Origin of the sequence: Ureibacillus thermophilus, assembly GCF_004331915.1 — a bacterium.
In the GTDB taxonomy this organism is placed as follows: domain Bacteria; phylum Bacillota; class Bacilli; order Bacillales_A; family Planococcaceae; genus Ureibacillus; species Ureibacillus thermophilus.
Genome location: NZ_CP036528.1, coordinates 673,204 through 696,466 on the forward strand (window position 1 = coordinate 673,204; position 23,263 = coordinate 696,466).

Sequence of the window (23,263 nt, forward strand, 5' to 3'; positions counted from 1 at the left end):
CTTTAACCCTAGAAAGAGAGGAATAAAAATGACAACGCCATATCGTACAATGACCTATACTTTTTTACCTGATACTGCTATTTGCGATGATTGTTTAAAAGAATTGTTTGACCCGGAAAGTAAACGTTATTTATATCCATATATCGGCTGCCCTAATTGCGGTCCAAGATATGCGTTAATGAAAAATGTTCCATTTGAACGCCAAAATACAACCATGGCGGATTGGGAAATGTGCCCTACCTGTAAAGAAGAATATGAAAATCCGCAAAACCGCCGGTACCACGCAGAATTAAATTGCTGCCCACAATGCGGCCCAAACTATTACCTATCTGAAAACGGAGAGCGCTATGAAGGCGAAGAGATGTTTCGTCGGGTCGCTGAACTATTGAATGCCGGGGAAATCCTTCTTGTAAAAAACAATGGAGGCTATCATTTAGTTTGCGATGCCTTTAATAGAAATGCAGTACAGGTAATGAGGGATAAATTAGGCCGTCCAAGAAAATCCTTTGCCATTATGGTTAAAGATTTAGAAGCGGCCAAGGAGATTGTCCATTTATCCGAAAAAGAAGAAGCCATTTTGTTATCGAAAAAGCGACCTATTCTGCTTGCAAAATCAAAAAGTGAAGAATTGAGTTCCATCGTGGCGCCAAATAATACGGATATTGGCCTTATGGTGCCTTATACAGGATTGCAGCATTTGCTTTTCCATTTTGGAGCACCCCGCTATATCGTGATGACAAGCGCCAATTATCCAGGAGAACCTACTATTCATAAAGAAGATCAATTAACGAGATTAGTAGAGGATTTTCAATGTGCAACATTAATAGGAGAACGTGAAATTGAGCGCAGCGTTGACGATACGGTTTTAAAAGTGACAAAACTTGGAGCAGTTCCATTTAGAAGATCCCGGGGCTATAACAATTTGTTGGATATCACGTTGCCTTCTTCCCGCCCGATTTTAACGGTAGGTGCAGATTTAAAGAGCACCATTACGCTGGTAAAAGACCAGAAAGTCGTTATGAGCCACCATCTTGGTGACATGACGAAATATGGCACACAGTTGAAGTTTGAACGGACAGTGAAGGATTATTTGGCCATCCATGGGGTGGACTTGAGCGAAACCATCATCGGTTATGATTTGCATCCGGAATACTTTACGACTAAATTTGCCCAAAATTTAGAAGGCTATCGACACATCGCCGTTCAACATCATAAAGCCCATTTGGCCTCTATATTGGCATTGAAAAATAAACTGTCCGAACGGGTTGTTGGCATTGTTTTTGACGGTGCTGGATTTGGTGAAGATGGAGAAATTTGGGGCGGTGAAATCTTTGTTGGAAGCGTACAGGAAGGATTTACGCGGCACGGCCATTTAAGAAAAGCATCTTTAATTGGCGGAGATGCCGCAGCAACATATCCGCTTCAAGCATTAGCTGGATTTATTGGGGATTTTGACAAAGACTTGTTTGATCGGCTGCAGCTTCCGGATCCGTTCCCGAAAGCGCTGAAAATTAAGGAAAAAAATATTCGGACATTTCCGACAACGTCTGTAGGCAGGTTATATGATGCGGTGGCGGCATTACTAGGTTTCCATTTGGACAACTCCTTTGAAGGGGAAGCGGCTATAGCATTGGAGTATTTGGCCAGCCAATCCAAAGTGGAAGAAGTCTACACATTCCCTTGGACGGGTGAAGAATTAGACTATCGCCCATTATTTGAAGAAATGATTCAATCAAAGCTGAAAGGCCAATCACCATCAGTGATTGCAAGGGGATTCCATCGCAGTTTGGCCCAGGCGGTTGTGGATGTGATTCAGTCCCTTTGTGAAGAATATGATACGAATTACGCCGTATTGTCCGGCGGGGTGTTCCATAATAGTCTGCTGGTTTCCGACATTTTCGATTTATTGGAAGGTTCAAAGATTGAAATTTTATATGATGATGAAGTTCCATTGGGCGATAACTGCATCAGTTTGGGACAAGCAGCCATTCTTTCAGCAACAATCATTGAATAAAAGGTGAGCACTATGAAGGTTAATAATCGATTCCTACTTTTATCAGTGCTGATTTTCGCATGTTTCCTGCTGGTTGCATGCGCATCCCAAGCTTCTGACTCAGAAACAGACAAGAAAAAAGATAGTTTAGTATTGGCAATCGGCTCAGAACCGACCGATGGATTTGATCCAACGACTGGATGGGGGCGGTACGGTTCCCCATTGTTTCAAAGCACCTTGCTTACACTGGACCGAAATTTCAATGTGCAGCCGGATTTGGCCGTGGACTATAGCGTGAGTGAAGATGGATTGGAGTGGACTGTAAAAATTCGCGATGATGTGAAGTTTTCCGACGGTGAGCCGCTGACAATCGAGGATGTGATATTTACCTTTGAAACGGCCAAAAACAGCCAATCAGTGGTGGACTTACAAAACTTAAAAAAGATTGAAAAACTTGATGCCCAAACAGTGAAATTTGTTTTAGAAAGACCCCAATCGACCTTTTTATACACATTAACAATGCTAGGAATTGTACCGAAACATGCCTATTCTGAAAACTATCGGGAAAATCCAATTGGCTCTGGACCATATAAGTTAGTGCAATGGGATAAAGGGCAGCAGCTGATTGTCGAGGAGAATCCTTATTATTACGGAAAAAAATCTCCTTTTAAGAAATTAACATTCCTCTTTTTATCCCAGGATGCCGCATTTTTAGCGGCAAAAGCGGGACAGGTGGATATTGTATCCGTTCCGCCAAACTTAGCGAAAGAATCCATTTCTGGAATGAAGTTAATCGCCTTGGATAGTGTAGATAACCGGGGGATTATGCTGCCTTTCGTAAAACCGGGATACGATGCTGAAAAAGGAATTGAAATTGGGCATGAGGTTACATCGGATCTGGCCATTCGAAAAGCGCTGAATATCGGCATTGACAGGGACAAGCTAGTGGAAGATGTTCTTGAAGGATTCGGCACTCCTGCTTTTTCGGTAGCGGACAAACTGCCATGGTGGAATGAAGAGACCGTTTTTGAAGATGGGGATATAGAAGCGGCAGAACAAATTTTAATGGATGCCGGATGGCGGAAAAACGCGGATGGAATTTTTGAAAAAGACGGAGAGAAGGCAAGTTTTACATTGGTATATCCCGCCAGTGACCAAACGCGCCAATCGTTGGCCATTGCATTTAAACAAATGGCCAAAGAAATCGGCATTGAGGTCAACACGGAAGGCAAAAGCTGGAGCGAAATCGAGGAAGTTATGCATTCAACGCCAGTCGTTATGGGATGGGGAAGCCATGACCCGATTGAAATTTACCACCTGTACCATAGCAAATACCGTGGCCAAGGCTATTCCAATGCTAACTATTATTCGAACAAAAAAGTCGACCAATATATGGACCAGGCTATTCATGCTATAACGCCGGAGGAAGCTAATGAATATTGGAAAAAAGCCCAATGGGATGGAGAAACGGGCTTTTCTGCTTTGGGCGATGCTCCATGGGTTTGGTTGGTGAATCTTCAGCACTTATATTTTGTGAATGAACATTTGAATATAGGCGAACAGAAGATACAACCCCATGGACACGGATGGCCGATAACGGAATTTATTGCAGATTGGACATGGGAAGAGTGAGTATGGAAAGAAGGTAGAGGGCATTGCAACTCTTGAATATAGGAAAATTTATTCTATTGCGCACATTGAAATTTGCCATATTGCTATTTGCCGTTGTCTTGTTCTCTTTCATACTCGTCAGCTTCTCGCCTGTCGATCCCATCCAATCCTATCTCGGGGCGGAGATGATGGTGGTCAGCGAAGAGCAAAAGGAACGACTTGCTGAATATTTTGGTGTCGATGAATCAAAAACACAGCAATTTCTTAATTGGTTGAATATGTTTTTGCATGGGGATTTGGGCACTTCCCTCTTATACAGGCAAGAGGTAATCGCTGTAATACAAGAAAGATTTCTGGCCTCTTTTGTATTAATGGCAATTTCATGGATAATCTCTGGCATTTTTGGTTATGCATTAGGAGTCATTGCAGGGATGAATAAAGGAACGATGATAGATAAAGCCATTAAATCCTTTTGTTTCATCCTCGCTTCAACACCTGCCTTTTGGATAGGCATATTATTATTAATTGTCTTTTCCTTGTGGCTCGGTTGGTTTCCTATTGGTTTAAGCCTGCCTATTGGAATGTTGGCTGAAGAAGTAACGGTATGGGATTGGTTAAAACATATCATTCTCCCTGCTTTGACATTAAGTATTATTGGCGTTTCCAATATCACCCTTCATACAAGGCAAAAAGTGATGGACGTTCTCGAGAGTGAATTTATCCGATTTGCCCGGTCAAAGGGGGAAGAAGGTTTCCGGCTTTTTGCCAGACATGGTTTGCGAAATACGTTATTCCCTGCCATTTCTGTGCACTTTGCCTCATTTGGAGAATTGTTTGGAGGGGCCATTTTAGCTGAACAAGTATTTTCTTATCCGGGTTTGGGACAAGCCATCGTTCAAGCAGGAATGAATAGTGATGTTCCCCTGTTGCTGGGAATCGTTGTATTTAGTACGTTGTTTGTGTTTATCGGCAATTTATTGGCCGATTTGTTGTATTACCTCATCGATGTACGGATGAAAAATGGTGAAACGATATGAAAAATCAGTATCTTTTTATTGATTTTGACAGTACCAATTATAAAAGACGAATCTTATGGAAAATCATCGGACTTGTATGCCTCTTTTTGCTAGTTGCCCTTAGTGGTTTTTGGATTGGGGAAGAACAGATCGAAGCAAATATGGGTGAAAAGCATCTTAGCCCTTCCTTGGATCATCCTTTTGGGACAGATTGGCTAGGTCGCGATATGTTTTTTCGAACGCTTTTGGGGCTTCATTTAAGTTGGAAGGTAGGATTATTCGCAGCTGTTATAAGTACAGTGATTGCATTGACATTAAGCTTGCTTTCATCGATCAATAAATTTTTTGATTCGCTTGTCACGATGCTTATCGATTTGTTTTTAAGCATTCCCCACCTCGTCGCTTTAATTTTAATTGCTTTCGTGCTAGGAGGGGGAGTAAAAGGCATTGTGATTGGGATTGCATTTACCCATTGGCCTTCGCTGACGAGGGTGTTACGGGCGGAAATCTTGCAAATCAAATCATCGGAATATGTACATATATCTAAGAAATTGGGAAAATCCCGCATGTGGATTATCCGGCATCACTACTTGCCGCAGCTAGCGCCCCAATTGTTTGTTGGCTTTATCTTGTTGTTTCCGCATGCCATATTGCATGAATCCGCCATTACTTTCTTAGGGTTTGGATTATCGCCGGAACAGCCCGCTATCGGCATAATATTATCAGAGGCGATGAAATATTTAACAATGGGCATGTGGTGGCTTGTTGTTTTTCCTGGTCTTTCATTGTTTGGGATGGTCGTGATATTTGATGCGTTGGGCAATAACTTGAGAAAACTGTTGAATCCAAATTAAGAAAGGATTTCATTCATGCATGTTTATGAATTGAATCATGAAACACAGGAAGAACTAGAAAAAATACAAAACAATCTTTTGCTGGAAGTAAAAAATTTATCCCTCACCATTGAACGATTTGGCAAAGGATGGACAAGGGAACGTTTATATGTTATTCGAGACTTTCATTTAAAGATTCATCATGGAGAAGTAGTGGCAATTGTAGGTGCCAGTGGGTCAGGCAAAAGTTTGTTAGCGGACGCCATTTTAGGAATTCATCCGAAGAATTCAATTGTTGATGGGATGATAAAATACGAAAACGAACTGTTGACGGAGAAACGAAGAAAACGGCTTCGGGGCAATGATATTCTGTTGATTCCACAAATGACCAATGCCTTAGACCCTTTAATGAAAGTAGGAAAACAAGTAAAAACATTAATGAAACAAAACAATCGTCAAAAAGCGGTGAAGCAAATTTTCCAAAAGGTAGGGCTGGACCCAGATGTTTATCATCAAATTCCTTCCGCATGTTCAGGAGGGATGATTCGAAAAATTTTTATTGCCATGGCGTTGGCGAGTGAAGCGAAGTTAATCATTGCAGATGAACCAACGAATGGACTGGATTATGAATCAATAGATGAAATGTTATTCCAAATAAAAATGTTGGCAAAGGACAACAAGGGAGTAATCATGATTACCCATGATTTAGAAGCGGCAATGAAAGTAGCCGATAAAATAGCCGTGTTCTATGCGGGGGAAACCGTTGAAGTGGTTGACAAAAAACATTTGAAAAAAGGCGGGAAATTCCGCCACCCATATTCCAGGGCATTGTGGAATGCATTGCCGCAAAACGGGTTTATCGCCATTGATAGCACCCAACCTTCCGCTACTGAAAAATTGACCGGTTGTTCCTTTGCAAAGCAATGTCCGAAAGCAACGAAAAAATGCAAAATAGAAAAGCCGTTATTAAAAGAGATTAGTCATGACGAAATGGTTAGGTGCTTCTATGCTGGAATGTAAAAATATTGGTTTTTATTACAATCGTTCAAATTGGCTGTTTCGAAACATCCATTTATCCATTGAACGGGGAGAAATTATCGGCATATACGGAAAAAGCGGATCGGGGAAAACAACCCTAGCGAAAATTATGGCAAACTATCTTTCGCCTATGGAAGGGGAAGTTCTAGTGGATGGTGAAAAGAGCAATCATTCAGAAGTGTACCCAGTGCAGTTGATTTGGCAGCATCCTGAACAGGCTATCAATCCTAAATGGAAGCTTTCCAAAATATTTGAAGAAGCAAAAGAATTGGATCAAGATATCCCCTCTATCCTTGGCATTAAAGAGGAGTGGCTCAATCGCAGAGCTCACGAACTTTCTGGCGGCGAGCTGCAAAGGTTTTGCATTGCCCGCGCCTTTCATCCCGATACCCGGTATATTATTGCCGATGAAATTACCAGCATGTTCGACGCCATTACACAGGCGCAAATATGGCATGCTCTCATTCGGCTTGTAAAAGAGCGGAATATCGGAGTATTGGCCATCAGTCACCACATTTCCTTGCTGGAACGAATTAGCGATCGCATCATTGATTTTAATCAATTAAAGGGGGCGTCTGAAAAGTCATTTTGAGACGCCCCCTTTGCGGCTGTCGCATATGCTTTCGCCGCAGATAAATTGCGGCTGTCGCATATGCTTTCGCCGCAGATAAATTGCGGCTGTCGCTAGAGTTTTTGCTGCAGATAAATTGCGACGAGGAGGCGCGTTTTGTGACCACCGCAGGGAAAGTTTTTAAGAGAATATTACTAAGGCTGTTCAGAAAGTGTTCAACTTTCTGGACAGCCCCTTACAATTGGGTATTAGTTAGAAAGAACTTTTTCCAGGTGTTTGATGGTTGGTGTCAAATTTGCAAAGAAATAGGCTTCGCGCAATCGGCGGGAAGGGTCGCAACATTGCAAATACCCGGCGCTTCCGTTATGAAGCATACTTGCTTGTGTAGCTTCCAATGTTGAATAGGTCGTTTCCAAGCGGATTTTTGCGATTTCTTTCCAGTGTAGAGAATCTTTTTTCAATAATTGCTCGAGTTTTTCTTCAATTTGATGGATGGTTTCTTCAATATCACTTGCTTGTGTCGGCAAGAATTGATTGCACCCATTTTGTCTTGATTTCACTTTATGAATGGAATCAGTAGAAGCTTTCATGATACCGATGCCCAATGGGATTTGGTATAGAATGAATTTCGGACGAATCAGCTCGACAAACTCGTCGGCATTTTCCGCAAGCACATACTCATTTTGAATAAATACTTGATCGAATTGACAAGCATAAGTGGCGCTTCCATTTACGCCTAAATAACCAGCCTTTTCTTTGAGTGTTAGCCCTTTGGCATTGCATGGAACAAAAAACATCACCCGTTTACTTTCACTGACGCTCGCAATGGTACCAAACCAATGGCTCTCCTCCAAATTTGAAACAGCCGGAAGAACGCCGGAAAGGATGTAACCTCCGTCCGTTTCCTCAGCACGTAAATGCAATTTTTCGAGCCCGGCATAATATTTCATTGGATTGGATAAGCCTGTGGCAGCCAAAAGTTCTCCATTTTCAAACAACGGCAGTAAGCGGTTTTTGATGGTCGCATTGTTTGTATTTCGCACATACGTTAATCCGGCAAGGTGACACCAAAGGCAAAATGCCGTAGTCATACAAACTTTCGCCGTTTCTTCCACCAACTTCATTTCTTTTAAAAGGTATTCTGTTTCCGTTTTGCCTTCCGACCGGAAAAATCCTTCTTTTCCGAGCTCCAGCAAATAATCCCTTGCGTAATAGCCTTCTGTATCAATTTTCTTTACAAAAGGCTTCAACTTTTGTTCGATGATGCTTTCCAGCAACGGTTTTTCCGCTAAGCTTTTCGTCAATGGCTTTCACCTCTACAACCCTTTCCATTGAAGGTAAAATAAATTATAATAAAACAAATAATTCAGACTAGTTTAGTAAGTTTAAAGTTATTTTATTATACCTTGTATAAAAAAACAACTGAAAATTAAAAAAAGTAGCAAAACCATTGATTGGTTTGCTACTTGGAAAGGTTGGGCAAAACATTTACTCGTTAGGCAAAATTTCTGTAATGGAATCGATCGGTGTTTGAACGGCTTTGCGGGCGCGTTTTACAGCTTCTTCATCCGGCGCATCGTAGAAGCATAAGCATTTTGTCATATCTTCACATACATAAGTTCTTGAGAATTTCACTTCCGGCACTTCCTGATAATGCACAGAGTTTTTCTGTTTTCTGGCAAGGTATTGCTCCATCGTAATATCTTCCGGGATATTCCATTCAACTAAGTAGTTGACAACTTCATTGCTTTTCTTTACTTCTTCCAAGTCTTTACCAACCAGGCGGACTGGTTTGACAAGTTGAACCGGGATGGAAAATTCTCTTAACACATCAGTAAAATCGGCGCGTTTTTCGCCTTCAAAGATAAAAAATGCACGAGTGAAATCTTTTGATACTTGCAGTTCAATTAAAGACGCATTGTTTGCTGCCAATTTTTCCTGCAGTGACTTTGTAGTCTGATTCAATTCTTCTTTTGTAGATACAATTCCTTTTAAGGAAGATTCAACTAAATATAATCCCATTAATAAACCCCTCGCTTAAATTTAAATTTTAGTTTTCCGGTAAGGTTATAATATTATACTTAGTTAAAAAAATCAACTTTGTATATAAAATAATTTTTATGTTAAACTGGGAAAACGGAGGTAGGCTGAATATGGAAACAAAAACTCGATACGATATTCCTTGCAATATTGCACAATCGCTGAATATCATCGGCGACAGATGGACGCTGCTGATTATTCACGAAATTTTATCAGGACATACGTTATTCAACGAGATCAAAAAAGGGCTAAAGGGCATTTCTTCCAATCTTTTATCTGAGAGGCTGAAATATTTGGAACAACAAGGAATCGTGGAAACCGAATTATATTCGGAGCACCCACCCCGCTATTGCTATAAATTGACGGACAGCGGAAAAGATTTGGAGGATGTTTTTAATGCCTTCATTATATGGGGAAGCAAACATTTAAAAAAATGCTATAAAAAAATTGTTGATGAAGAAACAGGCGATGAGATAGAAATTGGATATTATTCAAAAAGAACCGGGGAGCGGGTAAATAAAATTGCAGTCGTTCCGGTCAGCAATCCAGCTGAAAATGAATAAGCCAAAAGCTGACAATAGGTTGATGGGGTTCACAAACCCTATCACTATTGCCAGCTTTTTTTATGAAAAGGGATGTTTTCAAAAAATTCTTAAAGGTAGTTGAAAAATATTACAAAGTATAATAAAATAACTTAAAATTACAAAACTAAGTAATCTTATATACATTTATGATTTTGAAGGTGGGAGGTGGATGGGATGGTTCTGGATCGGCAACCAATGATTCAAATTCATCAAGTGAGTAAAAGCTTCAAAAAGAACAAACAAGATGTACAAGTATTAGACAATATATCTTTTACTGTTCAAAAAGGGGAAATCATCTCCATTTTGGGGGAAAGCGGCTGCGGAAAAAGCACCTTGTTGAATATCATCGGCGGATTTGAACAAGCGTCTGGCGGGGAAGTATTGTTAGATGGCATAAAAGTCAATGGGCCGAGTAGAAAATGCATTATGCTGTTCCAAAATTACGGTTTGCTCCCTTGGCGGACCGTGTTAAAAAATGTGGAGCTGGGGCTTGAAAAATCAATGAAAGATAAAAAAGAAAGAAAAGAGAAAGCGTTGCACTATATTCAATTAGTTGGGTTGCAAGGGAAAGAAAATATGTTTCCACATGAATTATCCGGCGGTATGCAACAAAGAGTGGGAATTGCAAGAGCCTTGGCCCTGCAACCGGAATTGATATTGATGGACGAACCTTTTGCTGCTTTGGATACATTTAATCGCTATTATTTGCAAAATGAATTGCTTCGTATCCAGGAGCAGGAAAAAACAACGATGATTCTTGTCACCCATGACATTGATGAAGCCATTTATTTATCCGACAGAATTTTTATTATGCATCCGAATCCCGGAAGAATCCATAAAGAAATCAAGATCCATCTGACGAAACCCCGGGACCGGAGCAACGGAGATTTTCAGTATTATCGAAACATTGTGTTTAAAGAATTCCACTTCAGCAGACCTGAAACTTTAATTGAGTTCAATATTTAATTTTTGCAAATGAAAAAAATAGATTGGATGGGTAGTCATGAAACGAATTAAAAAAGGGTTATTGTTTGTTCTTGCAACGATTCTTCTATTAAGTTTATATGCTTGCAATTCTGAAGGAGAGAATTCATCTGCAACAAGCGGAAATGGAAAGAAAACGATCAAAATCGGTTATTTGCCAATAACACATGCGGTGCCATTATTTGTGGAAAAAGAACTGGAAGAATATCAAAACTTTAATTTGGAGCTCATTAAATTTGGTTCTTGGACTGAGCTTTCCGATGCTTTGAATACAGGCCGCATTGATGGGGCATCCATGCTAATTACTCTTGCCATGAAAGCAAAGGAACAAGGCATTGATTTGAATGCTGTGGCATTAGGACATCGTGATGGCAACGTGGTGGTTGTCTCCAAAGATATTAATCAAGTTGCAGATTTAAAAGGAAAAAGTTTTGCCATTCCGCATAAATTCTCGACTCAAAATATATTACTTTATCAATTGTTGAAACAAAACGGTTTGAAATATGAAGATGTAAATGTTGTGGAATTGCCGCCTGCGGAAATGCCGGCCGCTCTTTCTGAAGGGAGAATATCCGGCTATGTGGTGGCAGAACCATTTGGCGCCGTATCCGTCTCCCTCGATAAAGGAAAGGTGCTTTATCAAGATAATGAAATTTGGAAAAACTCCATTGACTGTTCATTAGTATTGCGCAAAGAGTTTATTGAACAGGAAAGCGAACTCGCACAGGAATTTGTGAATTACTATATTGCGGCGGGCCATGCTGCTGAACAAAAAGATGCGCATGTGAAGGACATGTTATCCAATTATTTGAATGTGGAACAAAATGTGCTTGATTTGTCTTTAGAATGGATTTCTTACGATGATTTAAAAATCAATCAGGAAGATTATGAAGAATTGTCTAATCATCTGGTGGAAATGGGACTCTTCGATAATCCTCCGGCATATGAAGACTTTGTTAATAATTCTTTTATAGAAAAAGCGAAGTGAGAGAATGAAGAACTATAAATTTTTCATTAACGCCATTATAGGATTTGCCATTTTAATTGGGGTTTGGCAGTTTATTGTTGTAGCGGGCGATTACGAAGCCGCTTTGTTTCCACCACCTTCTTTAGTGTGGGAAGGAATTGTATCTTTAATTACTGACGGAACATTATTGGTTCATTTGCAAGTAAGTTTATTGCGTTTCATTTCCGGTTATCTATCAGCGGTGGTTGTAGCCATTTTATTGGGACTGGTTCTTGGAAGAATTCCTTTATTATGGGGCGTGATTGACCCAATCGTTCAAGTGTTGCGTCCTGTTTCTCCGATTGCCTGGTCGCCGTTTATCGTGCTTTGGTTTGGGATTGGGAATATTCCGGCCATTGTCATCATCTTTATTGCCGCCTTTTTCCCGGTATTATTGTCCACTGTTGCAGCCGTAAGAAAGGTGGAACCTACTTATTTGAAAGTGGCCCAAAACTTTGAAATAAAGAAGTTCGAAATTTTGAGAAAAATTATTTTCCCGGCTGTTTTTCCGTATATTGCCAATGGCCTCCATATCGCGGTAGGAACGGCCTGGATCTTCTTAGTATCCGGTGAAATGGTCGGCTCCCAATCAGGCCTTGGCTATTTGATTGTCGATGCGCGAAATTCCATGAGATTGGATTTGGTGATGGCGGGTATTGTGTTTATCGGGGTTGCAGGCTTTATTTTGGACCGGGCAGTTGGTTTGTTTGAAAACTGGATCAACCGTATTTGGGGAAGACAAAGTGCATAAGATTTCCCCATTTCTAAGAAAAAAAGCTCAATTTCTTCGCTGCATGCAAGAATTTGGGCATTTTTTTTTTTGAAAAGAGAGGATTTTCCCTTGCTGCATCGAAAAATACATTCACAAAGTTTACGAGGGGGAGAGAAATGCGTCTAGTTTCCATTTGTCCAAGCAATACGGAACTTGTAGGCTATTTAGGTTTGGCATCTTCTTTAGTCGGGGTGGATGATTATTCTGATTGGCCGAAAGAAATTGAACAATTGCCGCGATTAGGCGGAGATTTAAATATTGATATAGAAAAGGTGGAAGAGCTGAAACCGGATTTAGTATTAGCTTCCCTTTCCGTCCCTGGAATGGAACGGAATATTGAAGAACTGGAAAAACGGAAGATTCCGTATCAAATTGTGCCGAATCCAAAAACCCTTGCGGAAGTCGGGGAAACTTTACTATGCGTTGGTGAAATGACAAATACAGAGGATGAGGCAAAGAGGATTTATCAAAAATTTATGGATATGCTGGAGAAGTACCGAAAATTATCTCAACAAGTTGAGCACAGGAAAACCGTTTATTTTGAATGGTGGGCCAAGCCGATTTTTACGCCCGGTGCGACGAATTGGTTGACGGAATTGGCTGAACTCGCTGGGGGAAAAAATATATTTGAAGATTTTCAAGAGGCCAATGTTCAAACAGAATGGGAAGAAGTAAAAAAGAGAAATCCGGATGTGTTTTGCATTGCATGGGTAGGTGTTGAAACAGAAAGAGTGAATCCAAAAGTGATAATGAAGCGCCCAGGAATTCAAGAAATGAAAAGCATTCAAAATAACGAATTTTATATATTGGAAGAGGCCTTATTTTGCCGTCCTTCTCCAAAACTGTTGCAAGGATTATGCAAGTTGGCGGCCCTTTTGCACCCGCAAATCTTTCCTCCTTATGATGGAAAGGATCCATTGCTTGGTGAAGAAGAAAAAGAAAAAGAAAATTCTTTATAGTATACTTTGGGGAACGGAAGGGGATTGGATATCTCTACCTTTAGAGAGGTTGGGACAAATCTAAAAAAACATCATTTTCTCCAAAGAGAAAATGATGTTTCAGACTGTCGACAAACCCCAACTCAAATGCTTCATTTGAGTTGGGGTTTGTCTTTTTTTTGCTCATCATTTTCTAAGATTCTTGTCTTATTTAGGCTGGACATGGTCTTTTCCATGTCCAGTTTGCCATTTTCTTTAAGTTCATGGCAGCGAAAGTAAGCATCGCCTGCATGGACAATTTTTCCAATCCTCGTAGAGTTGTCCATCGCATGCCATGCTTCTCTTTTCCATCGGCAAAGACCCGTTCAATCGTTTCTTTGCGCTTATCATATATATTTCTATTGATCTCTGTATGTCTTAAGTGGTCGACTTCTTCCACATAGTGCTCCCAAATGTGGCGATGAATAAATTTAGTGTGATCTTTACTTTGGGTACACTTTTCTAAAAATGGGCACGTTTTACATATTTCCGGTTTCGAAGCGTACTGTCGATATCCTTCTCTTGTTGTTGTTCGGTATTCAAGAGTTTGGTTGTTTGGGCAGATGTAACAATCATAATGCTCATCGTATACATATTCATACTTTTTAAAGAAACCGTCCTTTGTTCTAGGCCTTGTATATGGCATGACTGGACGAATCTCTTTATCCAATAGAGTGCGGATACGGCTCCTATTTGTGCGTTTGCTTCCCTATTTAGTGCGGATACTTCCCCCTTTAGTGCGGATACCTTCTCATTTTGTTCGTTTACCTCCCACTTTGGTGCGGATACCTTCTCATTTAGTGCGGATACGGCTCCTATTTGTGCGTTTGCTTCCTTATTTAGTGCGGATACCTTCCCATTTAGTTCATTTCCCCTCTCCTTTAGTGAAGATACGTAAGCCCGAATTCAAACGACGCATATCAATCGATCGTACCTCCCTGTAAGATAGAGTTATCGATTACAGAGGAGGTGTTTTTGTTTGGCAGTTGAAAACAACGGTCTTAGCAAAACTTATTTATGACAAGTTTGTCCTTTATTTACCCTTATATCGGCAAATAAAGGAATGGCATCGTTATGGGCTCTTGACAAATGACAAGAATCTTTCCAACTGGGTGATTCGCACAGCAGAAGATTGGCTTCTTCCATTATATAATCGGATGAAAGAAAAGCTCATGAAAAAATCCATCCTCCATGTCGATGAAACCTATGCCCAAGTTTTGAATCGCTCGGATGGGAAGCCAGCCCAATCTAAGGCTTACAACTGGGTATTCCGTAGCGTAGCTTCTCAAGGACCGGCAATTATTCTGTTCCATAGTGCTTTATCTCGAAGTCGGGAAATTTTGAATGACTTTATGAAAGGCTTTAAAGGAACGATTATCTGCGATGGATATTCTGCATACCATGATGTACCGAATATTCATTTTGCCAACTGCTGGGCTCATGTTCGTCGCTATTGGTTAAAAGCTGATAGTAAAAATGGGCGGATTGGTGTAGATTATTGTGATCGACTTTACCGCCTAGAACGTAAATTTAAGAAACTTCGACCGAGTGAACGGAGAAAAGCTAGACAAAAGGAGTCCAAACCAATTGTCGAGGCATTTTTCAAATGGATTGAAGAATCTCCTTTCTATGGGAAGAATGCCCTTGCAAAAGCTGCGGAGTATACATTGAAGCACGCCGAAGGCTTAAAAGCTTTTCTGTATGATGGACGCATTGAAATGGACAACAACCCAGCTGAAAATGCGATTCGGCCGAATGTCATTGGACGAAAAAACTGGCTGTTTTCCGTGAGTGAATCGGGAGCCGATGCAAATGCCATCTGTTTAAGCTTGGCTGAAACGGCAAAAGCGAATGGAATTGATTTTTATCAATACTTAGTGAAAGTATTGTCGGAACTCCCAAGTTTACCAATCCATCAACAGCCAGAAATATTAGATCGCTATTTGCCATGGTCGAAAACAATTCGTGAATCATGTGCAATGGCAAAATAGCCCTCAATCCGAAAAAACTTGGGATTGAAGGGCTATTCATCGTGCGTACCAGAGGGTGCGCATTTTTTTATTTATCTCACATATTTCGGGCTTACGAATGTCGCGTACCAAATAAAACTAAATAGAGCATATAATAAACGCCCACGAAAAAACACGTGGGCGTTATTTTACGCTTACCGAAAAAACACGTGGGCGTTATTTTACGCTTACGCATCAATGGCGGCACTGTCGATAGCCTGATGTTTTCCATCAATTACTCCTTCCTCTTGAGCTAACTGGACGAGATCTTGAAAGATTCTTTTCACAAGTCCAGTTTTGGTTAGTGTAGAAAATACTCGGCTAAGAGTAGAGATGGATGGTGCAGGCCTGCTAATATCTAAACCACATTGGTAACGAAAACGCAGGTCATTTTTTAATCGATTGTGAAGAGAAGTAAAAGTATCAATACCTTCTAATGGGGCAGCGATAAGAGCCCTTAATATCCCTTCTTTGGAATGTCCTTCAGCCCCTTGGGGTGAAGAACTTTTCAATTGTTTAGCATAAGGACGCAAATCTAGAGCACTAAAAAAAATCGGTAATTTCTCTTTTGACTCTAAAATTTGCAATTCTTCAAAGGAAAATAGACTTTCTTGTAGAATATACAAAGTGACTTCCTCCTTATGGATTTTTGTGGTTTGGTCACTTCAAAATTCTACAAATAAGGGGTGAAGTCCTTTTTTATGCTTTAGAAAACCTTATAGTTCTTGGGTTGAAAAATGTTCAAAATGCTCATATATAAAATTTTTAAATATTCAAATCCTTTATTCTAATAATAATCACCAATCTAAATAAGTCATTCCATTAATAATTGTATTGTTATACCTTATCTCTCCCAAAATGTTGCAATTTTTCTCACTTCAATTAGTACTGAAATAATTTGAACGATCCATTCATTATAAAAAGCTATTGAATTGTAGCACCTTCATTCTATCTAATATTATTCTCATGTTCATTCCTGTTATTATCAGTGAAATTTTATACATACTTTTCCTAACTTTTATTGGACTCTAGACTTTCTCAGCCTATTCTAACTTTAAATAATACTTGAGAAACTATCTTTCTTCCCACACCTAGATAAAATATAACTATATATATCTCAAATTAGATCTAAAAGCATCTAAAGAAATAAGAGGAACAGTTTCTTTAAGATACTCTATAATTTCTATTTTATTTTCTCTTAAAATCATTTCAATAGTATCTTTATCATTTAAATTTAACGTTGAGAAATTATTTTTAATCCAATTACCGACAAAAAGAATTCCCATTCTTTCACTAAAACCTAACTCTATTAAGATTAAATTAATACGACTGTTTATACCATACTGAATAAATAGGCCTAAATCTTCAAGATCCTTACTTATAATTATTCCTTGTTTTTGCAATTCAATCTTAGCGATTGTAACTATTTTTGATAAAACCGGTACGATATTGGATTCGATAAATAACATTATTTTTAGAACATCTTCAACTTCAACGTTGGTTTTATTTGAAATATCACCATACCATTCGCCCTCTATCCAGTTTAATATTACTTTTTTCAATAATCCCTTTGTAAGATTAATATCATTTTCTTGATGAAATTGCTCAAAATCGAATTCTAGATGATTTAAAGAGTATATAATATCTAGTAGGTAACCAATAGTTTCGTCAGTAAATGGAAGGGAAGTATTTTGCCAAAAATCATCTCCTAAATTGATAACCCCTTTAATGTCTTCATATATTCTAACTGTTGAGTCACTTTGTTTTAATATACCAATTTCATTCCGTTTTAAGTACGGACTTAGAACTTCGCCTCTTAATTTAAAAATATGCTCAAGCGTTAACTTATTATTGTAGTCAGATTGAAAGTAGCTATAAGTTTTATTTATTAAATTCTCAAGGATATCACTAATATTATCAGGGGTTGATTCTTCATAAAGAGAATCTATTATTGATTTATCAATTGAATCTATTAATCTTTTAAATTCTTCACTTTGCTCATCAATGAGTTCATTTGTTATTAACAATCTGTCTTCTTTTAATTCGTTTGTAATTTCATTAATTATTTGGTACAAGTATCCCCTAACTGGTTCTATTTGATCATCAGATATTACTTCTTGGATATAACTGTACTCACTTGGATTTACAGAAATTACTAACCCTTCAGTTTCTTGACCAGCTCTTCCGGCTCGGCCAATAATATTTTTTATATCCCTTTTTCTAATTGGCTCCATTATTTTTAAGGAAGAATTAAATCTTTTAATTGTATGCAACACAAGAGTTTTTATCGGTAGATTAACCCCTTCAGCAAGGGTATTTGTACAAACTATTAAAGGTACTATCTTTTTTCTAATACTATTTTCTATTACTTCCCTTACAAATTGCGGTAAATCACCATGATGAATCACGAAACCATTCTCAACAGACTTTGTTAATATATAATCCTTTCCAAAAACCTGTTCAATGTATATTATTAGATTTTCTAATTCCTCAGTTTTAGAAAAATCTAAAGGTTTAGGAAAATTGAGCAGGCTAATTTGATTAATTATCTCTTCTGCTAGACCTTTAACACCATTTTCACCCTTTTGGGGAGTAAATACTGCAACCACACCGTTATTTAGCGAACGTAAAGCAACTGAAATAGCTCTAGTTTTATAAGTTTTATATTTATATGTGTTTATTTTACCAGTAGAACTTTTCTTATATTTGTAATCCTCTTTAACACTTAAAAATTTGTTTATCAAGGATTTTTCAAGTCCATTTTTTTGGGAATATAATTTTAAATTGAAGTATTTATTTTTATTGTCACCTTGCTCTATTAAAAAACCATAAGTTAAGTTAGTTGGCCTATAATCCGATTTTATAAGGGTATTTTCATCTCCGCCCAACCAAGAATTTATTGTTGCTATATTAGGAATAATAGCGGAAAGGTAAATATACTTTTTTTCTTGTGTACTACTATTTTTGAACTTTGCTAACAATAGTTCGTAATTTAAACCCCTGTGTTCATCATCAAGTAAATGTCCCTCATCACAAATTACAGTTGAAAATGTCTCATGAAGATTTGGAATATAATTTTCTATGGCCATAAACTTCTCTGGAGTGCATATTAATAAATCAACATTTTCCATTTCAACTTTTTCTTCTTTAGTGGGCGTATGACCACCATATATAGCTTTAACTGTTAAACCAAGATTTCTAAATTTTTTAGTAAAAGCATATTTTAGTTCCGATGCCAAAGCTCTATAAGGAGCTAGTAAAAGCACTTTTCTCTTTTTGTAAACAATTTCATTATAAATGACTATCTCACATAAAGAAGTTTTCCCAGAACTTGTGGGCATTTGAATAGAAAATGAATTATCATTAATGAGTATCCCTTTTTTCAGAGCTGCTTCTTGTGAAGGGAATAATACCCAACTACTTTCCAGCTTATGTAAAACAAAATCTTTCCAATTAATTGCGGGATTTGCTCTAGTTAGGCTATTCCAAATATTATTTTCACTAAATTTTTCAATTAATCTCTTCGCCAATAATAGTTGAACATACTTATAAGGGTCCGAAGTTTTTAATCTCTCATCGATTAGTTTAATAATACTAATTAATATTTGCTTATCTCCTGATTCCAAGAAATCATTAAGTCTATCCATATATGGATTTCTAATGTTCCTGTTATTAATTAAAAATGCGTGAATAAATCGATCTATCTCAGATTCATAATCCTCTGTTTCAAACATTCTTGCTAATATTGAAGAGGTTGTAAAGTAATCTGTTAAGTAATATATTGATGATGCATATAGCATATTTTCAGCATAATTGACTCCGAAAAAGTTTTCACGTGTACTTTGGATAGAGTAAATTTCTAGCCCTTTTGCAATAAAAAGTAATTCTTGGCGATTTTCTTCCGTTAAATAAGCATCGCTTGATAATGCTTTATAAACCTTATTAAATAGCGAGATATAAAAATCATCTGATTGTTTTAAAAATGAATACTCTTTCTCTTGCCTTTCAAGGACATCTAATTCCATAGCATTTCTCCAAGAATTAGAATCCCGAATCCAATCTACCAAAATATTACTCATTTGCAGTCACCTTATATGACGTTACTATATTCTTGTAAACTTTTTCATAAAAGTTTTTTAAATTTTTAATCGATATTATTGTCACGTCAGAATAATCACCTAATTTAAAATTGTATAAATCATAAAGGTAGAGAATAAAGTCTCTATTTCTACTATTACTTCGAAGAATGTCTTCTCTTTTAACATTTTTAAATGAAAGCTTCTTCGTGTCATTGTCATAGGATGCCCCAAGCTCTTTACAGTCATTTTCAATTCTTTTCCAATCTTTTTTTAATACTTTTACTGAATAATCAATTTCACGTCCTAACTCTACTAAAACCATATCACTATCAATAACAGTTATAGCTTTAAAGTGTTTTTTATAAGGTCCATAATTAGGTTCAATTGCATTAACAAACCTCTTAATTGAGTTTAAAGCCGAAGAATCATTTAATCTGATATATTGTTCTTCCAGCCATGAAAGAGTAATTGCCATTCGTTTTACATAGTCATCCTTAGCTCCATCTATAGCGTCTTGTAAAGGATGAAAATCACCTGCCGTTGCTTTTGACTTTATTTCAGCAGACACAACAAGATCATCCGGTGATGATACTTCAGCATTTTTAACTCCAAATAATATTACATCCGTTTTTTTCATTGGCTCATTACGGTCTACTTTCCAAAGCCACTTTTTAGGACCAAAAAGATTAAAATCAGAATTTTTATACATGTCAATTAGTAACTGATAAGATAATATTTCTGCAAACTCACCCGACATAGTCTTTCCGGGATCAGGTATAAGTTTCTTTAATATTTGTTCTGCTGGTCCGAAATTTTTGATTCTCTCTTCTAAATCAGAGTCAGTTATGTAACATTTTCTATAGTAATCTGGTAGTTTTTCAAAAAGTTCTTTTTCCTCATTTAATTCTAATATTATAAATTGTTCCATAGTTGTTTCTGAAGAGAAATGACATAGGAATTGTGGAATGTTAATCACACCCTTTTTAAACAAGCAAATACTCCATTTTCAATTTCTATTTAAATATTCGGTTAATTCCTCTTAATAATAATACATCATTTGCTAATATTAGACAATAATTGTCATTTGTTAATCATGTTTGTAAAAACATAGTATAAATTTAATCTTATTGACAATAATTTATTATGTTATTGCAACTGGTAATTCGTTCAGGGAAGAAGTACCGCGCTACATTTCTTCTTTTTCAAAAAATTTCTTTCCCTCTTAAAATGACGAATTTAGAGGCTATAATGATTTTTGATTAACCGATTATTTCAAATATAAAAGTAACCATAATAAGAGAAGACCGCGGTTACATGATGTTATCTTACGGAGATAACCATGTGCTGCGGTCTTTTTTACTGAAGGGAGGTTTTATTAGCCAAAATGAATTAGAGACTCTCTGGATAAATAGAATTTTAGAAAGATGTGAAAAAGTAGGGGGTTCGAAACAGATATGACACAAGCATCAAATATCAGCTTACACCATATGTGGAACTGGAAGATCTTATGAATAAACTGCAAATTGAAAGTGCATAAACTGTTGTTCAATTAACGTGAACAGCAGTTTTTTTCTTATTGGCTATTTAAACGTCAATGTTGATATAAAATAAAATTAAGGGAAACCACAGTTTATAAAAGTTTCCCTATCCTTATTCCACTAAAGCTCCCGTTGTTGAATTATGAGAACCTGTAAAAAATTATTTAACCTCCACCACCGATGCAATGAAGGTGGGTTTTTGCATTTTTTAACCAACTACCGAGAATTTGTTAAAAGGAATTAATATCATTAACTTTTTTGAATGTGATCTTTTCTCCAAACCTATTTAAAAAGGCTCTCTATCCATATAATAACAGATTTCCAAAATGAGAAAAGTAGAATGAAACCAGCCAAAATTGAAATGATAAAACTAAAAAGAGCCGGATGTTTTTCAAAAAACGTTTTCTTCTCCTTTGATTCCTTTTCTCCTCTGTTCGAACCATATTGATGACCAATGGACGAGTTTTTAATTTTATTATTATCTCCTATTTGAATACTCATTTTTTATCTCTTCCTTCCCATAAATGGCCAAATAAATGGCCAATCCTTGACCTTTCTATTTTGTTTTTGTCTCCGACTTTAACTGATTTATCATAAATGATATTTTCAATATTATAAATCACTTGTTTTACAGATTCATTTTCCTTAATTTGGGATCTAATATCTAACTCATCAAGATTTTCAAATTCCTTTTCTAGTTCCATGATTACTTCCACTAGTTTGGATTTTACACATGACACAATGCCATCCAGTTGGTTTGATCCGATTCTAACTCTCATTCCAGCTATTTGGAAGTCATCTGTTGATATTGCATGACAGTATGCTGTAGGAATTACAAACCCGTAATTTTCTCTATTTTCTCCCCGAAGGATGTTTTGGATTGTTGCAATTCCATCCGTCATTCTTACTGTACGTAGCTCGTCTATTTCCTCTTTGGATATTAAAAATTCTAGTGGCACAGGAGCATCTTTATATTTAACAGAGAAGTTTATTAAATAGGTTCCGATAATTCTTCCTTTAAGGATCCTGTAAGAAGGTACACTTTCTTTATCCTTATAACCCTGTAATTCCCCATTAACCCAGTTCATGATATTTTCATTATCCAAATCCGACAATATAACTTTTAATCTTAGCAATATGTTTTCAATACTTTCTTTTCCACTTACAGCATCTTTTAAAAGTTGGCTTCGGGCCATTTCTCTCGCACCTTCTTCATATTACATAGTATTCTTAATTTTATATTAAACAAAAATAAGGTGTTTTGTCGATTTAAACGAGTTTTTTCTAAAGAACTATAACATAGAGTTAATCTAGATATTGGTTCAAGCAAGGAGCCTTTTCAATTTCGATATTATTATAATACATGTTTAATTTTAGTTGTTAAAAGGCAACGGAGGCTTCTAGAAGGATTACAAATGGATTATGTGTTTTCGGGTTTTTGCATATATATCCACAAAAAGTAAGCGTAAAATAATCCCCACCTTTTAATGATAGGGATTAAATACTATTATTGTGATAAGTTATTAAAAACCCGACAATTCAAAGGAATTGTTTTGGACCAAGGAAGTAGTTGATCAAGCTCATCCATATTGCTTATATCCATATTGGGAAGCCTTTCAAATAAGTAGCGAAGATAATAAAATGGATTTAATTTATTCTCCTTTGCTGTCTCCACAATACTGTAAATGATTGAGCTGGCCTTAGCTCCTTTCGGAGTATTGCTAAAAATCCAGTTCTTCCTTCCGATCACAAATGGTTTAATGGATCGTTCACTTCGATTATTATCGATTTCTAAACGTCCATCCTCTAAAAATGCCACGAGTTTTTCCCATTGGTTGAGGCAGTATGTAATGGCTTGACCTAATAGACTCTTTGGTAAAACATTGCTTTTCTCTGTTTTTAGCCATGCTGAAAAAGCCTCCAACAATGGTTGGCTGTGTTTAAGTCGTTTTTTATATCGTTCTTCTGGTGTACATTCTTTCAAATCACGCTCGATGGCAAATAGCTGATTACAGAAATTGAGTCCTTCCCGAGCTGTGACTGCTGAATGACGTTTGGATTCAGGAAGTACGTTTAAAGCCTCATCGAACTTTCTGCGGGCATGAGCCCAACATCCAACTAATGTTACGCCGGATACCTTATGGTATCCTGCATATCCATCGACATGCAGGTATCCTTTAAACCCTTTTAGGAATTCTTTGGCATGTTCTCC

At 37.4% G+C, this 23,263-nt stretch carries 17 protein-coding genes and 3 pseudogenes; 12 read left to right on the forward strand and 8 right to left on the reverse strand.

The features are described from left to right. Positions 1-28 precede the first annotated feature (28 nt). The 6 genes from hypF to DKZ56_RS03335 are packed head-to-tail and all read left to right on the forward strand — an operon-like array spanning position 29 to position 7,083. Positions 29-2,014 (forward strand): carbamoyltransferase HypF, encoded by a 1,986-nt coding sequence (gene hypF / locus DKZ56_RS03310; RefSeq protein ID WP_208651304.1) that lies wholly within the window; start codon positions 29-31, stop codon positions 2,012-2,014. Positions 2,015-2,026: 12 nt separating this feature from the next. Beyond that, positions 2,027-3,625 (forward strand): ABC transporter substrate-binding protein, encoded by a 1,599-nt coding sequence (locus DKZ56_RS03315; RefSeq protein WP_096550103.1) that lies wholly within the window; start codon positions 2,027-2,029, stop codon positions 3,623-3,625. 23 nt (positions 3,626-3,648) lie between these two features. Further along, positions 3,649-4,641, forward strand: coding sequence for an ABC transporter permease (locus DKZ56_RS03320; RefSeq protein ID WP_168412710.1), 993 nt, complete (start codon positions 3,649-3,651; stop codon positions 4,639-4,641). After that, positions 4,638-5,474 (forward strand): ABC transporter permease, encoded by an 837-nt coding sequence (locus DKZ56_RS03325; RefSeq protein ID WP_208651305.1) that lies wholly within the window; start codon positions 4,638-4,640, stop codon positions 5,472-5,474. Before DKZ56_RS03320 ends, DKZ56_RS03325 begins: the two co-directional genes overlap by 4 nt. 15 nt (positions 5,475-5,489) lie before the next feature. Then, complete coding sequence (locus DKZ56_RS03330; protein ID WP_208651306.1) at positions 5,490-6,473, forward strand: oligopeptide/dipeptide ABC transporter ATP-binding protein; 984 nt, start codon at positions 5,490-5,492, stop codon at positions 6,471-6,473. After that, positions 6,436-7,083 (forward strand): ABC transporter ATP-binding protein, encoded by a 648-nt coding sequence (locus DKZ56_RS03335; protein WP_245989588.1) that lies wholly within the window; start codon positions 6,436-6,438, stop codon positions 7,081-7,083. The genes DKZ56_RS03330 and DKZ56_RS03335 overlap by 38 nt, the downstream gene beginning before the upstream one ends. Before the next feature lie 227 nt (positions 7,084-7,310). Here DKZ56_RS03335 and DKZ56_RS03340 read toward each other — a convergent pair whose 3' ends face one another. Then, the gene (locus DKZ56_RS03340; RefSeq protein WP_208651307.1) at positions 7,311-8,366 is read right to left on the reverse strand and encodes an acyl-CoA dehydrogenase family protein; all 1,056 of its coding nucleotides are present in this window, start codon (positions 8,364-8,366) and stop codon (positions 7,311-7,313) included. 184 nt (positions 8,367-8,550) lie between these two features. Beyond that, positions 8,551-9,084: a DUF4242 domain-containing protein gene (locus DKZ56_RS03345; RefSeq protein WP_208651308.1), complete on the reverse strand. Its 534-nt coding sequence runs from the start codon at positions 9,082-9,084 to the stop codon at positions 8,551-8,553. Positions 9,085-9,215: 131 nt separating this feature from the next. Here DKZ56_RS03345 and DKZ56_RS03350 point away from each other — a divergent pair, with 131 nt between their 5' ends. The 5 genes from DKZ56_RS03350 (at position 9,216) to DKZ56_RS03370 (ending at position 13,407) form a co-directional block, all read left to right on the forward strand. Then, the gene (locus tag DKZ56_RS03350) at positions 9,216-9,665 is read left to right on the forward strand and encodes a winged helix-turn-helix transcriptional regulator (protein WP_096550807.1); all 450 of its coding nucleotides are present in this window, start codon (positions 9,216-9,218) and stop codon (positions 9,663-9,665) included. Between the two features lie 201 nt (positions 9,666-9,866). Continuing rightward, complete coding sequence (locus DKZ56_RS03355) at positions 9,867-10,652, forward strand: ABC transporter ATP-binding protein (protein WP_425471047.1); 786 nt, start codon at positions 9,867-9,869, stop codon at positions 10,650-10,652. Positions 10,653-10,689: 37 nt separating this feature from the next. Beyond that, positions 10,690-11,658, forward strand: coding sequence for an ABC transporter substrate-binding protein (locus DKZ56_RS03360; RefSeq protein ID WP_208651310.1), 969 nt, complete (start codon positions 10,690-10,692; stop codon positions 11,656-11,658). Positions 11,659-11,662: 4 nt separating this feature from the next. Further along, positions 11,663-12,427, forward strand: a complete 765-nt coding sequence (locus DKZ56_RS03365) for an ABC transporter permease (RefSeq protein ID WP_208651311.1) — start codon at positions 11,663-11,665, stop codon at positions 12,425-12,427. A gap of 137 nt (positions 12,428-12,564) precedes the next feature. Continuing rightward, a complete protein-coding gene (locus tag DKZ56_RS03370; protein ID WP_208651312.1) occupies positions 12,565-13,407 on the forward strand; it encodes a cobalamin-binding protein in 843 nt (280 codons plus the stop codon). 190 nt (positions 13,408-13,597) lie between these two features. Here the strand turns inward: DKZ56_RS03370 and DKZ56_RS03375 are convergent. Continuing rightward, a pseudogene (locus tag DKZ56_RS03375) lies at positions 13,598-14,077 on the reverse strand (transposase); the annotation flags it as partial. 343 nt (positions 14,078-14,420) lie between these two features. Here DKZ56_RS03375 and tnpC (DKZ56_RS03380) point away from each other — a divergent pair. Further along, positions 14,421-15,416, forward strand: a pseudogene (gene tnpC, locus DKZ56_RS03380) (IS66 family transposase); the annotation flags it as partial. 209 nt (positions 15,417-15,625) lie between these two features. On the opposite strand, the pseudogene DKZ56_RS03385 reads toward tnpC (DKZ56_RS03380), so the two are convergent. From DKZ56_RS03385 to tnpC (DKZ56_RS03405), 5 genes and pseudogenes are all read right to left on the reverse strand, one after another. Next, a pseudogene (locus DKZ56_RS03385) lies at positions 15,626-16,060 on the reverse strand (transposase); the annotation flags it as partial. Between the two features lie 480 nt (positions 16,061-16,540). Further along, complete coding sequence (locus DKZ56_RS03390; RefSeq protein WP_168412288.1) at positions 16,541-19,513, reverse strand: DEAD/DEAH box helicase; 2,973 nt, start codon at positions 19,511-19,513, stop codon at positions 16,541-16,543. Then, positions 19,506-20,504: a Hachiman antiphage defense system protein HamA gene (locus DKZ56_RS03395; protein WP_168412287.1), complete on the reverse strand. Its 999-nt coding sequence runs from the start codon at positions 20,502-20,504 to the stop codon at positions 19,506-19,508. Before DKZ56_RS03395 ends, DKZ56_RS03390 begins: the two co-directional genes overlap by 8 nt. A gap of 1,044 nt (positions 20,505-21,548) precedes the next feature. After that, entirely contained in the window at positions 21,549-22,247 is a 699-nt protein-coding gene (locus tag DKZ56_RS03400; RefSeq protein ID WP_168412286.1) for an AbiTii domain-containing protein, read from the reverse strand. Positions 22,248-22,558: 311 nt separating this feature from the next. After that, the coding region (gene tnpC, locus DKZ56_RS03405; protein WP_208651313.1) for an IS66 family transposase at positions 22,559-23,263 on the reverse strand (705 nt) is incomplete at its 5' end.

Coding starts and splice junctions, on each gene's coding strand:
- hypF (WP_208651304.1), top strand. CDS start 29: ATGACAACGCCATATCGTACAATGACCTATACTTTTTTACCTGATACT.
- DKZ56_RS03315 (WP_096550103.1), top strand. CDS start 2,027: ATGAAGGTTAATAATCGATTCCTACTTTTATCAGTGCTGATTTTCGCA.
- DKZ56_RS03325 (WP_208651305.1), top strand. CDS start 4,638: ATGAAAAATCAGTATCTTTTTATTGATTTTGACAGTACCAATTATAAA.
- DKZ56_RS03330 (WP_208651306.1), top strand. CDS start 5,490: ATGCATGTTTATGAATTGAATCATGAAACACAGGAAGAACTAGAAAAA.
- DKZ56_RS03335 (WP_245989588.1), top strand. CDS start 6,436: ATGACGAAATGGTTAGGTGCTTCTATGCTGGAATGTAAAAATATTGGT.
- DKZ56_RS03345 (WP_208651308.1), bottom strand. CDS start 9,084: ATGGGATTATATTTAGTTGAATCTTCCTTAAAAGGAATTGTATCTACA.
- DKZ56_RS03350 (WP_096550807.1), top strand. CDS start 9,216: ATGGAAACAAAAACTCGATACGATATTCCTTGCAATATTGCACAATCG.
- DKZ56_RS03360 (WP_208651310.1), top strand. CDS start 10,690: ATGAAACGAATTAAAAAAGGGTTATTGTTTGTTCTTGCAACGATTCTT.
- DKZ56_RS03365 (WP_208651311.1), top strand. CDS start 11,663: ATGAAGAACTATAAATTTTTCATTAACGCCATTATAGGATTTGCCATT.
- DKZ56_RS03370 (WP_208651312.1), top strand. CDS start 12,565: ATGCGTCTAGTTTCCATTTGTCCAAGCAATACGGAACTTGTAGGCTAT.
- DKZ56_RS03390 (WP_168412288.1), bottom strand. CDS start 19,513: ATGAGTAATATTTTGGTAGATTGGATTCGGGATTCTAATTCTTGGAGA.
- DKZ56_RS03400 (WP_168412286.1), bottom strand. CDS start 22,247: ATGGCCCGAAGCCAACTTTTAAAAGATGCTGTAAGTGGAAAAGAAAGT.